The following is an 11,600-nucleotide window of genomic DNA, read 5'->3' on the forward strand; positions in this document are numbered from 1 at the left end:
ACCGCGCTTTTCACCGTGGTATTCAAAAATATGGGTCTCGACAATCGAATCAACCGGGCAGCTCTCTTCGCAGAAGCCGCAAAAAATGCACTTGGTCAGGTCGATGTCATAGCGCGAAGTGCGGCGGCTGCCGTCTTCGCGTACGTCGGATTCAATGGTGATGGCCATCGCCGGACATACGGCCTCGCAGAGCTTGCAGGCAATGCAGCGTTCTTCGCCGTTTTCATAGCGGCGCAGGGCGTGCAAACCGCGAAAACGCGGGCTTAGCGGGGTTTTCTCTTCGGGGAACTGGATAGTGATCTTGCGCTTGAACATGTACTTGCCGGTCAGGGCCATGCCCTTGAACAGCTCGGTCAACATGAAGCTTGAAACAAAATCCTTGACGGACGCTACTGCAGACATGATGTCCTCCTGCCAAACCGCCTCAAAGGAGGCCGTGCCCCCTCAGGAGGCAGCGAATAAATATGAGCGTGCGGGTTCATGAGTGGTCCGCCTAGTTCCAGATGTTGTAAGGGGTCTGCATCCAGGCCCCGACGACCACCAGCCAGACCAGGGTCACGGGAATGAATATCTTCCAGCCCAGACGCATGATCTGGTCGTAACGGAAGCGTGGGAAGGTGGCGCGCACCCACAGGAATATCGTGACCACGACAAACGATTTGATGCCCAGCCAGATCCAGCCTGGAATCCAGTTGAAGAATGCGCTGTCGATCGGGGGCAACCAGCCACCCAGGAACAGAATGACGCACAGCACCGACACCAGAATCATGTTGGCATATTCGGCCAGGAAGAACATGGCGAAAGCCATGCCGGAGTACTCCACCATGTGGCCTGCCACGATCTCGGACTCGCCTTCCACCACGTCAAACGGGTGACGGTTGGTCTCGGCCAGACTGGAGATGAAATACACCACGAAAATGGGCAACAAAGGCAACCAGTTCCAGGACAGGAAGTTCAACCCTGCGCTGGCAGCCATGCCTTTGCCCTGGCTCATGACGATATCGGTCATGTTCAGGCTGGCCGACACCATGAGCACCACCACCAGGCAAAAGCCCATGGCAATTTCATAGCTCACCATTTGGGCCGAAGCCCGCATGGCGCCCAGAAACGCATACTTGGAGTTGGAAGCCCAGCCAGCAATGATCACGCCATAGACCTCCAGCGAGGTGATAGCCATCAAAAACAGCAAGCCGGCGTTGATGTTGGCCAGTGCAACGTCAGGGCCAAAAGGAATGACAGCCCATGCCGCCAGGGCCGGCATGATGGTCATGATCGGACCCAGCACAAACAAGCCCTTGCTGGCGGCCGTGGGGATGATGATCTCCTTGGTCAGCAGTTTGAGCGCATCCGCAATCGGCTGCAGCAGGCCAAACGGGCCCACGCGGTTGGGGCCCAGCCGGATTTGGGTGAAACCAATCGCCTTGCGTTCCCACAGCGTGAGATAAGCAACGCAGCCCATCAGCGGCAGCAAGACGCAAACAATCTTGATCAGCACCCACAGGACAGGCCAGACCGTCGCCGGCCAGATACCACCCATCAAGCCCTGGCCGAAACCGTAGACTGCATCAATCATGCGCCGACTCCTTCAAGGTGCGCGGCCTGCCGGGCATCTGCCGTCAGCTGCAGCGAGGGTGCACGCCTGACGAGTCCGTCAAGCTGGTAAATGCGGGCAACGGCAGGCGCCTGGCCCGCAACGGATACCAGGTTGATACGGGCATCGGTCGCGTTAACCAGCTTGTCAGCCGGCACGTGCGTCGATTCAGCCCCCGGTATCTGCCTGAGGACATCCTGCGAGGATTCAAAGTCAAAGCCGGGCAGACCCAGCAGATTCGCCAGCACGCGCAATACTTTCCACGCTGGCCGCGTGTCACCCAAAGGTTTGACAACGGCATGAAAGCCCTGCACGCGGCCTTCGGCATTCACAAACGTACCGGGTGTCTCCGTGAAAGGGGCAATCGGCAGCAACACGTCGCTAAAGCTCATGTTGGATTTGAAAGGACTCAGCGTCACGACCATCTGGATCGCATTCAGCGAAGTCCTGGCGGACGCGCCTTTGGCCGAATCAAATTCGGGTTCATTGTTCAACAACAGGACAGCTTTCAGTCGGCCATCCAGCATCTGGCCGGCATGAAGACCCTTGTCGCCCGGCAAAGCACCGGCCAGCTGGGCCCCCACGGTATTGGCTGCTTCTGTCAGGTAGCCAACGCTCGCACCGGTTTGCACGCCAATCCAGTTGGCCAATGCCAGCAGACTGGAAGCACTGGCATGGTGGGCTGCAGCATTGCCCAGCAGGATGGCTTTGCGCTCGCCACCCAGCAGGGAGGTTGCAATCGCCTTCGCATCATTGGTGGCTTGGCCCGCGGCCGGTGCAGACACACCTTTTTCTACCGCAATCGCGGCTGCTACGTCCGCCAAGCCCTGCACCCATGCATCGGGCGCGGCCAGCAAGGTATGGGTGATCGGCATGGCCCAGGCATCAGCAGAACTCAACTCTGCTACTGAATTAATAGCGCTTAGCGCGCAACCCTTGCGGACCGACTGCCGAATACGCTGTGCAAACAGCGGATGGTCCTTGCGCAGATTGGAACCGACCACGAGCACGCGCTGCAGCTCTGACAGCGAAGCGATGGAAGTGCCCAGCCAGCGCACGGAGGCCGAAGGCAGAAATTCTGCGTGGCGCAAACGGTGATCAATATTCTCGCTGCCCAAGCCGCGCATCAGGGCTGCCGCCAGGTACAACTCCTCCAGCGTGCTGTGCGGACTGGCCAAGGTGCCGATGCTGTCAGCACCATGCTCGGCCTTGATCTGCTTGAGGCCATTGGCGACATATTCAAGCGCGGTCTGCCAGTCAACGGTCTTCCATTCACCGCCCTGCTTGATCATGGGGCTGGTCAGGCGCTCATCGCTGTTCAGCGCTTCATAAGAGAAGCGGTCGCGGTCAGCAATCCAGCACTCGTTGACGTCTTCATTTTCCAGTGGCACCACGCGCATGACCTTGTTGTTCTTGACCTGAACAATCAGGTTGGCACCGGTCGAATCGTGCGGACTGACCGACTTGCGGCGCGACAACGCCCAGGTGCGGGCGCTGTAGCGGAAAGGCTTGCTGGTCAACGCGCCCACGGGGCAAATGTCGATCATGTTGCCCGACAGTTCGGAATCCACCGACATGCCAACGAAGGTTTCGATCTCGGCGTGCTCGCCACGGTGCGACATGCCCAACTCCATCACGCCGGCCACTTCCTGGCCAAAGCGCACGCAGCGGGTGCAGTGAATGCAACGGCTCATCTCCTGCATGGAGATCAATGGCCCCACGTCCTTGTGGAACACCACGCGTTTTTCTTCTTCGTAGCGGGACGCACCGGCGCCGTAGCCCACGGCCAAATCCTGCAACTGGCACTCGCCGCCCTGGTCGCAGATGGGGCAGTCCAGCGGGTGGTTGATCAGCAAAAACTCCATCACGCCCTTTTGGGCCTTGATGGCTTTGTCGTTCTTGGTGTGCACGATCATGCCCTGCGTCACCGGCGTGGCGCAGGCTGGCATGGGCTTGGGTGCTTTTTCCACATCGACCAGGCACATGCGGCAATTCGCGGCAATGCTCAGCTTCTTGTGGTAGCAAAAATGCGGGATGTAGGTGCCCGCTTTTTCCGCCGCGTGCATGACCGTGCTGCCTTCGAGCACTTCCATTTTTTGGCCGTCGAGTTCTATTTCAACCATATGTTTTCTTTCCGCGATCAGGCGTGGCTTGCGGCCTGCGCTGCGCCTTCAGGGGCTGCAACTTGGGGGGCGTGTGGTTTGATCATGGCCTCAAACTCGTGGCGGAAATGCTTGATCATGGCGCGCACCGGCATGGCGGCGGCATCGCCCAGCGCGCAAATGGTGCGGCCCTGGATGTTGTCTGCGACTGAGTTGAGCAAGTCCAGGTCGCCCTGACGGCCCTTCCCGTTGTGGATGCGGTCCACGACACGCCAGAGCCAGCCCGTGCCTTCGCGGCACGGTGTGCACTGCCCGCAGGACTCGTGCATGTAAAAGTAGGACAGACGCTTGAGCGACTCGACCATGCAGCGGCTGTCATCCATGACGATCACGGCGCCGGAGCCAAGCATGGAGCCCGCCTTGGCGATCGAGTCATAGTCCATGGTGCACTCCATCATGATGGAGGCCGGCAATACCGGAGAGGAGGAGCCGCCCGGAATGACGGCCTTGAGCGTGCGGCCCTTGCGAACACCACCCGCCAGCGCCAGCAGCGTCGAAAAGGGGGTTCCCATGGGCACTTCGTAGTTGCCAGGCAGCTCGACGTCACCGGAGACCGAATAAATCTTGGTTCCACCGTTGTTGGGCTTGCCGCATTCCAGGTAGGCCGCACCGCCATTGCGGATGATCCACGGCACGGCCGCGAAGGTTTCAGTGTTGTTGATCGTGGTGGGCTTGCCGTACAAACCAAAACTGGCAGGGAACGGCGGCTTGAAGCGCGGCTGGCCTTTTTTGCCTTCCAGCGATTCCAGCAAGGCGGTTTCTTCACCGCAAATGTAGGCGCCAAAACCATGTGACGCATGGAGCTGAAAGCTGAAGTTGCTACCCAGAATATTGTTGCCGATCAGGCCTGCGGCGCGGGCCTCGTCCAGCGCTTCTTCAAACCGCTGGTAGGTGGCAAAAATTTCGCCATGGATGTAGTTGTAACCCACACTGATGCCCATCGCGTAAGCCGCGATCGCCATGCCTTCAATCACGCTGTGCGGGTTGTACTGCATGATGTCGCGGTCTTTGCAGGTGCCCGGCTCGCCTTCGTCTGAATTGCACACCAGGTATTTCTGGCCCGGGAACTGGCGCGGCATGAAGCTCCACTTGAGTCCGGTCGGGAAACCCGCACCGCCACGGCCGCGCAGACCGCCCGCCTTGACCTCGGCAATCACCTGGTCGGGCGTCAGGCCTTCGCCGCCGTCCTGGGCCAGAATCTTGCGCAACGCCTGATAGCCACCGCGCCCTTCATAGCCTTTCAGGTCCCAGTTGGTGCCGTCCAGGTCCGCCATGATCTGCGGATTGATGTGACGGCCATGGAACGAGGTTTGTACCCCGGTAGCGGCGAACTGCGACAGCACGCTCTGCGCGGCTGCGTTATGGGTCGCGTTGAATGCAAGCGTCATGGTTGCTTTGCCTCGGCGGATTTGAGACCATCAATGAGCTGGTCCAGTTTCTCGTTGCTCATGAAGCTGCACATCGTGAAGTCATTGACCAGCAGGACCGGGGAGTCGGCACAGGCCCCCAGGCACTCGGATTGCTGCAGCGTGAACAAGCCATCGGCGCTGGTTTCACCCATTCCAATACCCAACTTATGCTCCAGATGCTTGAGCGCATTCGTGCCATCACGCAGCTGGCATGGCAGATTGGTGCACACGTTGAGCTTGTACTTGCCCACCGGCTGCTGGTTGTACATGTTGTAGAAGGTGGTGACTTCATGCACGGCAATCGGCGCCATGCCCAGGTAGTCGGCCACCAGCTGCTCGCTTTCTGCACTGACAAAGCCCCTCTCTTCCTGGACTATGGTGAGACAGGCCATGACGGCCGACTGCCGCTGGTCCGCAGGGTATTTGGCAACTTCGCGTTCAAAACGCGCTTTGGTTTGTTCAGAAATCATGGAGGAACTCATTGAATTTAGCGGTCAATTTCACCGAACACAATGTCCATGGTTCCGATGATGGCAACGGCGTCTGCAATCATGTGGCCACGCGACATTTCATCCATGGCCGCCAGATGCGAGAAACCGGGCGGACGAATCTTCAGGCGGTAAGGCTTGTTGGCGCCATCGCTGACGATGTAAATACCGAACTCGCCTTTGGGATGCTCGACTGCAGCGTAGGCTTCGCCTTCGGGCACATGGAAGCCTTCGGTAAAAAGCTTGAAATGGTGAATCAGCTCTTCCATGTTGGACTTCATCGATTCGCGGTCAGGCGCAGCAACTTTGTGGTTGCTCGTGATCACCGGGCCGGGGTTGACGCGCAGCCAGTCAATGCACTGCTTGATGATGCGGTTGGACTGACGCATCTCTTCGATGCGGACCAGGTAGCGGTCATAGCAGTCGCCGGTCTTGCCGACTGGAATGTCAAAGTCCATGCGGTCATACACCGAATAGGGTTGCTGTTTGCGCAAATCCCACGCGAAGCCGGAACCCCTGAGCATCGGGCCCGTGAAGCCCAGGTTGAGTGCGCGCTCCGGCGACACCACACCGACACCGACCGTGCGCTGCTTCCAGATACGGTTGTCCGTGAGCAGCGTCTCGTACTCGTCAACCAGCCCAGGGAACTTGGTCACAAAGTCTTCAATGAAATCGAGCAGCGAGCCTTGCCGGTTCTCGTTCAGCGCCTCAATCGCCTTGGCGTTCTTGACCTTGCTGATCTTGTACTGCGGCATGGTTTCCGGCAGGTCACGGTAGACGCCGCCAGGACGGAAGTACGCCGCGTGCATGCGCGCCCCTGACACAGCCTCGTACATGTCAAACAGCGCTTCGCGTTCGCGAAAGCAGTAAATCAGGATGTTCATCGCGCCGCAGTCAAAACCATGCGCACCCAGCCACAGCAAGTGATTGAGCAAACGCGTGATTTCCGAATACATCACCCGGATGTATTCGGCACGGACAGGGACATCGACACCCAGCAGTTTTTCGATGGCCAGGCAGTAAGCGTGCTCGTTGGACATCATCGACACGTAATCGAGCCGGTCCATATAAGGCAGCGACTGGATATAGGTTTTGCTTTCGGCCAGTTTTTCGGTGGCGCGGTGCAACAGACCAATGTGCGGGTCAGCGCGCTGGATCACCTCGCCGTCGAGCTCCAGCACCAGGCGCAAGACACCGTGCGCCGCAGGATGCTGCGGTCCAAAATTGAGCGTGTAGTTTTTGATTTCAGCCATGTCGTACCTATGTCGTCATTGTTGCCGGGGCAATTTATTGAAGACCACCATAGTTGTCTTCGCGGATGACGCGCGGCGTAATTTCGCGGGGCTCGATGGTGACAGGCTGATAAATCACGCGCCTTTGCTCGGCGTCATAACGCATTTCCACGTGGCCCGACGTCGGAAAATCCTTGCGGAAAGGATGGCCAATGAAACCGTAGTCGGTCAGGATGCGGCGCAGGTCGTTATGGCCTTCAAAGACGATGCCGTAAAGATCAAATGCCTCTCGCTCAAACCAGTTGACGGAGTTCCATACGTCGTTGAGTGAATCAACAACCGGGAAATCGTCGTCGGGGCAAAACACCTTGAGCCGAACGCGCTGATTCAGGCTGACCGACAGCAGGTGCGATGCGACGCAGTAACGCAGACCCTCGTACTGGCCGTCCTTGTACCCGGAATAGTCCAGCCCGCAAAGGTCAACCAGCTGCTCGAATTTGCAGGCCGCCGCATCACGCAACAAGACAGCCGCCGCACGGTAGTCAGCAGCGGCCACGGTCACGGTGACTTCACCGAAGGCGACCCGCACATTTTTAGCCTTTTCACCCAGCGCTGCGGCCACGGCATCGGCAATCTGCTCGGCAGTAGCCGGGGATGAGTGAGCGAAAGACAGCATCAAGCCCTCGCAATCGTGTTGGTTCGGCGGATTTTTTGCTGCAACTGGATGATGCCGTACATCAACGCTTCAGCGGTGGGCGGGCAGCCCGGCACGTAGACATCGACCGGCACGATGCGGTCGCAGCCGCGCACCACGGAATAACTGTAATGGTAATAACCGCCGCCGTTGGCGCACGAGCCCATGGACAGCACCCAGCGCGGCTCGGACATCTGGTCATAGACCTTGCGCAGGGCCGGACCCATCTTGTTGCACAGCGTACCGGCAACAATCATCAGGTCGGACTGGCGCGGACTGGGACGAAACAGCATGCCAAAACGATCCAGGTCATAGCGCGCTGCGCCAGCATGCATCATTTCAACAGCGCAACAGGCCAAACCAAACGTCATGGGCCAGAGCGAACCGGTCTTGGCCCAATTGACCACGGAGTCGTAACTCGTGGTCATGAAGCCTTCTTTGAAAACACCTTCTAGTGACATACCCGTACCTTTGTGGCGAAAACCCTCGGGGGTCTTTTTTATTCCCAGTCCAGCGCACCTTTTTTCCACTCGTAGATAAACCCCACGACCAGAATGCCCAGAAAAATCATGACCGACCAGAAACCCACCGCACCGATTTCCTTGAGCGCAACCGCCCAAGGGAAAAGAAACGCGATTTCGAGGTCAAAAATAATGAAGAGAATGGCTACCAGGTAGTAGCGCACATCGAATTTCATGCGGGCATCTTCGAAAGCCTCGAAGCCACACTCATAAGGGGAATTTTTTTCGCTGTCGGGACGCACAGGGCCCAACAAACGCCCCAGGACCTGGGGCACCACACCAACACCGACACCGACCAGAATAAACAGGAAAACAGGAAGGTATTGATCAAGGTTCATCGTGGATTCAATTTCTGGAAAGCCGCCATGAGCATTACTGCCATGTCGGCTTCTACCAGTTTGCCGTTTGAACCGACAGCATCGCCGGAGCGCTGCTGCCGATGCTTTTCATCTGGTGCGGACGGCGAGACTCGAACTCGCACAGCTTTCGCCACTACCCCCTCAAGATAGCGTGTCTACCAATTTCACCACGTCCGCGATGTTTAACTGCCCGGATGGCATGAGGAAACCTTTCGGTTTTTAGCGCTCCAGACAGACTCTGAGTTTACCCTGAAATCAGCCCATTTCCGGCCGGAAGCAGGTGCTAAATGAGCTTATTTCGCAGGGATTTGACCTGCACCGGATGCAGCGGGCGCAGGCGGCACCGGCACTGCCGCGCTGGTCGTTGCGGTTCCAGGAATTTGAGCCGCGCCGGACGTGTCGGGCGCCGGTGCCGTGACAGCCGCACCTTCCAGAACACTCGAGCCGGTGCGCGGTTGCGCGTTGCCAAAGTAAGCCAGTAACAGCGTACAGGCAAAAAAGATGGCGGCCAGAATGCCCGTGCTGCGGGACAAGAAGTTGGCACTGCCCGTGGCGCCAAACAGGCTGCCCGAACCGCCACTGCCAAATGCCGCACCCATGTCAGCGCCCTTGCCGTGCTGCACCAGAATCAGGCCAATCATGACCAGCGCCGAGATCATTTGCACAGCGAGGACAGCGGTCAATACAACGTTCATATTTACTCCTAATTTAATAGCAAGCTTCGCCCGTCAAACTTGGGCTGCAGCAATAATTTTCAAAAAATCCACGGCTTTGAGCGATGCGCCGCCAATGAGGCCGCCGTCAATATCGGGCTGAGCCAGCAGCGTAGCTGCATTGGCCGCATTCATGCTGCCGCCGTACAGGATTTTCACACGCGCCGACTGGTCGGTTGCGGCTTTGAGTTGGGCCCGCAGCACGGCATGAACCACTTGCGCTTCCTCTGGCGAGGCCGTCTTGCCGGTGCCTATGGCCCATACGGGCTCGTAGGCCAGCACGATTTCACTGATGCAGTGTCCGTTGGCATGAATCACGGCGGCCAGCTGGCGCTTGACCACCTCCTCGGTGCGGCCGGCCTCGCGTTCATCCAGGGTCTCGCCAACGCAAACGATGGGTGTGATACCCGAGGCCAGCGCGGCCTTGGCCTTGTCGGCCACCAGGGCATCGGATTCACCGTGGTACTGACGGCGCTCGGAATGACCCACGATCACATAGCGGCACCCCAGGTCCTTGAGCATGGCCGCACTGACTTCACCGGTGTAGGCGCCCGAGGCTTGCGCCGAAACATCCTGCGCGCCCACCTCCATGACAGAAAGGCTGGCATGGACGGATTTCAGGGTTTGGACCTGCGCCAGATAGGGTGCGGGCACGCACACGACGACATCGCAAGCGGGACGCGCCGCCGCCAGCCCTTGGGCCAGCGCTGCCAACAAGGCTTCATTGGCAGCCAGGCTGCCATTCATTTTCCAGTTTCCTGCGATCAGCTTTTTCATGTTGTTCTTTGAGGACCCACCAGTTACCAGGTTAAAACAATTTTCCCAACGTGCTGGTTGGACTCCATCAGCGCATGTGCCTTGGCCGCATCGGCTGCCGCAAAAGCGCTATGGATCACGGGCTTGATGGCACCGTTGGCCAGCAGCGGCCAGATTTTCTCCCTCAAGGCCTGCGTAATGGCAGTCTTGAATTCAAGCGAGCGCGGGCGCAAGGTCGAACCGGTGATGGTCAGCCGCTTGCGCAGCACCAGTCCCGCGTTGAACTCGGCCTTGAGGCCACCCTGCAGCCCAATGATGACCAGACGGCCGTCTTCGGCGAGGCATTCGACTTCACGCGCCACATAACTGCCCGCCACCATATCGAGAATGACGTCAACACCCTGGCCCTGGGTCAGCTTCTTGACCTCCCCGGCAAAGTCATGGGTCTTGTAATTGATCGCGTGGTCAGCACCGAGTGCCAGGCAGGCCGCGCACTTCTCGTCACTGCCGGCCGTTACCAGCACGGTCGCACCCAGCGCTTTGGCCATCTGGATCGCCGTCACACCGATGCCGCTGGAACCGCCCTGAATCAGCAGGGTTTCGCCCTTTTGCAGGCGCGCCCGCTCAAAGACGTTGCTCCAGACGGTGAAAAACGTTTCCGGCAGAGACGCGGCCTGCAAATCACTCAGGCCAGGCGGCACAGGCAGGCACTGCCCGACCGGTGCCACGCACAACTCGGCATAGCCGCCACCAGCGACCAGCGCGCAGACATGGTCACCTAGCCTGAAACCCGCCGCCTTCATGGCCTGGGCATCGCCGGCGATGATTTCGCCCGCGACTTCCAGCCCCGGGATGTCGGACGCGCCAGGCGGCACCGGGTAGTTGCCGGTCCGCTGCAGCACATCAGGCCGGTTCACGCCACTGGCGCTCACGCGAATCAGCACCTCGCCCGCAAGCGGGACAGGCGCAGCACGCTCGCCGAGCTGCAGCACGTCGGGCGCACCATACGCGGTAATTTCAATGACTCTCATAATTTTTAAGCTATTTATAGCGCCAGCACCCGTTGCACGGGCGCTAGCAGCTACAAAATTAATAGCAATATGCCGTAAAGGCTGATTAAGCGCGGTCCTGATTTTGGGCAGGCCGGTCCATCAACACCTTCATCGACAACTTGACGCGGCCTTTTTCGTCCGTTTCCAGAACCTTGACCTTGACGATCTGGCCTTCGGTCAGGTAGTCGGTGACCTTCTCGACACGCTCATGCGCGATCTGGCTGATGTGCAGCAGACCGTCTTTGCCCGGCATCAGGTTGACCAGTGCGCCGAAGTCCAGGATCTTGGTGATCGCGCCTTCGTAAATCTTGCCGATTTCGACTTCAGCGGTGATCTCGGCAATGCGGCGCTTGGCCTCGTCGGCCTTGACGCTGTCGTTCGACGCGATCGTGATGGTGCCGTCTTCCTCGATGTTGATCTGGGTGCCGGTCTCTTCGGTCAGCGCACGAATGACAGCGCCGCCCTTGCCGATCACGTCACGGATTTTCTCGGGGTTGATCTTCATGACGTACAGGCGCGGCGCGAAGTCAGACACTTCGGCCTTGGCTTCGCCCATGGCTTCCTGCATCTTGCCCAGAATGTGCATGCGGGCTTCCTTGGCCTGGGCCAGTGCGACCTGCATG

At 58.9% G+C, this 11,600-nt stretch carries 13 protein-coding genes and 1 tRNA gene; all 14 read right to left on the bottom strand.

Going from position 1 to position 11,600, the window contains the following annotated elements:
- Positions 1–402 (bottom strand): NADH-quinone oxidoreductase subunit NuoI (gene nuoI / locus Q8K05_RS01605; protein WP_305244803.1); only part of this gene is annotated, 402 nt, incomplete at its 3' end.
- A gap of 91 nt (positions 403–493) precedes the next feature.
- Positions 494–1,573: an NADH-quinone oxidoreductase subunit NuoH gene (gene nuoH / locus Q8K05_RS01610; protein WP_305244804.1), complete on the bottom strand. Its 1,080-nt coding sequence runs from the start codon at positions 1,571–1,573 to the stop codon at positions 494–496.
- The gene (gene nuoG, locus Q8K05_RS01615) at positions 1,570–3,714 is read right to left on the bottom strand and encodes an NADH-quinone oxidoreductase subunit NuoG (protein WP_305244805.1); all 2,145 of its coding nucleotides are present in this window, start codon (positions 3,712–3,714) and stop codon (positions 1,570–1,572) included. The genes nuoH and nuoG overlap by 4 nt, the downstream gene beginning before the upstream one ends.
- Positions 3,715–3,731: 17 nt before the next feature.
- Complete coding sequence (nuoF, locus tag Q8K05_RS01620) at positions 3,732–5,141, bottom strand: NADH-quinone oxidoreductase subunit NuoF (protein ID WP_305244806.1); 1,410 nt, start codon at positions 5,139–5,141, stop codon at positions 3,732–3,734.
- A complete protein-coding gene (gene nuoE / locus Q8K05_RS01625) occupies positions 5,138–5,632 on the bottom strand; it encodes an NADH-quinone oxidoreductase subunit NuoE (RefSeq protein WP_305244807.1) in 495 nt (164 codons plus the stop codon). The genes nuoF and nuoE overlap by 4 nt, the downstream gene beginning before the upstream one ends.
- A gap of 17 nt (positions 5,633–5,649) precedes the next feature.
- The gene (locus tag Q8K05_RS01630) at positions 5,650–6,903 is read right to left on the bottom strand and encodes an NADH-quinone oxidoreductase subunit D (protein ID WP_305244808.1); all 1,254 of its coding nucleotides are present in this window, start codon (positions 6,901–6,903) and stop codon (positions 5,650–5,652) included.
- Between the two features lie 34 nt (positions 6,904–6,937).
- Positions 6,938–7,558, bottom strand: a complete 621-nt coding sequence (locus tag Q8K05_RS01635; RefSeq protein WP_305244809.1) for an NADH-quinone oxidoreductase subunit C — start codon at positions 7,556–7,558, stop codon at positions 6,938–6,940.
- Entirely contained in the window at positions 7,558–8,037 is a 480-nt protein-coding gene (locus tag Q8K05_RS01640; RefSeq protein WP_305244810.1) for an NADH-quinone oxidoreductase subunit B family protein, read from the bottom strand. Before Q8K05_RS01640 ends, Q8K05_RS01635 begins: the two co-directional genes overlap by 1 nt.
- Before the next feature lie 38 nt (positions 8,038–8,075).
- Entirely contained in the window at positions 8,076–8,435 is a 360-nt protein-coding gene (locus tag Q8K05_RS01645) for an NADH-quinone oxidoreductase subunit A (RefSeq protein ID WP_293467301.1), read from the bottom strand.
- A gap of 113 nt (positions 8,436–8,548) precedes the next feature.
- A tRNA-Leu gene (locus Q8K05_RS01650) sits at positions 8,549–8,633 on the bottom strand.
- 116 nt (positions 8,634–8,749) lie between these two features.
- A complete protein-coding gene (secG, locus tag Q8K05_RS01655) occupies positions 8,750–9,151 on the bottom strand; it encodes a preprotein translocase subunit SecG (protein WP_305244811.1) in 402 nt (133 codons plus the stop codon).
- A 33-nt stretch (positions 9,152–9,184) separates the two neighbouring features.
- The gene (gene tpiA / locus Q8K05_RS01660) at positions 9,185–9,946 is read right to left on the bottom strand and encodes a triose-phosphate isomerase (RefSeq protein WP_305244812.1); all 762 of its coding nucleotides are present in this window, start codon (positions 9,944–9,946) and stop codon (positions 9,185–9,187) included.
- A 23-nt stretch (positions 9,947–9,969) separates the two neighbouring features.
- On the bottom strand, positions 9,970–10,956 hold the full coding sequence (locus tag Q8K05_RS01665; RefSeq protein WP_305244813.1) for an NAD(P)H-quinone oxidoreductase: 987 nt from the start codon (positions 10,954–10,956) through the stop codon (positions 9,970–9,972).
- A gap of 85 nt (positions 10,957–11,041) precedes the next feature.
- A partial coding sequence (locus tag Q8K05_RS01670; protein ID WP_305244814.1) for a S1 RNA-binding domain-containing protein occupies positions 11,042–11,600 on the bottom strand: 559 nt, incomplete at its 5' end.

The organism is Polaromonas sp., from assembly GCF_030682935.1.
Classification (GTDB): Bacteria; Pseudomonadota; Gammaproteobacteria; order Burkholderiales; family Burkholderiaceae_C; genus Polaromonas.

Coding starts and splice junctions, on each gene's coding strand:
- nuoH (WP_305244804.1), bottom strand. CDS start 1,573: ATGATTGATGCAGTCTACGGTTTCGGCCAGGGCTTGATGGGTGGTATC.
- nuoG (WP_305244805.1), bottom strand. CDS start 3,714: ATGGTTGAAATAGAACTCGACGGCCAAAAAATGGAAGTGCTCGAAGGC.
- nuoF (WP_305244806.1), bottom strand. CDS start 5,141: ATGACGCTTGCATTCAACGCGACCCATAACGCAGCCGCGCAGAGCGTG.
- nuoE (WP_305244807.1), bottom strand. CDS start 5,632: ATGATTTCTGAACAAACCAAAGCGCGTTTTGAACGCGAAGTTGCCAAA.
- Q8K05_RS01630 (WP_305244808.1), bottom strand. CDS start 6,903: ATGGCTGAAATCAAAAACTACACGCTCAATTTTGGACCGCAGCATCCT.
- Q8K05_RS01635 (WP_305244809.1), bottom strand. CDS start 7,558: ATGCTGTCTTTCGCTCACTCATCCCCGGCTACTGCCGAGCAGATTGCC.
- Q8K05_RS01640 (WP_305244810.1), bottom strand. CDS start 8,037: ATGTCACTAGAAGGTGTTTTCAAAGAAGGCTTCATGACCACGAGTTAC.
- Q8K05_RS01645 (WP_293467301.1), bottom strand. CDS start 8,435: ATGAACCTTGATCAATACCTTCCTGTTTTCCTGTTTATTCTGGTCGGT.
- secG (WP_305244811.1), bottom strand. CDS start 9,151: ATGAACGTTGTATTGACCGCTGTCCTCGCTGTGCAAATGATCTCGGCG.
- tpiA (WP_305244812.1), bottom strand. CDS start 9,946: ATGAAAAAGCTGATCGCAGGAAACTGGAAAATGAATGGCAGCCTGGCT.
- Q8K05_RS01665 (WP_305244813.1), bottom strand. CDS start 10,956: ATGAGAGTCATTGAAATTACCGCGTATGGTGCGCCCGACGTGCTGCAG.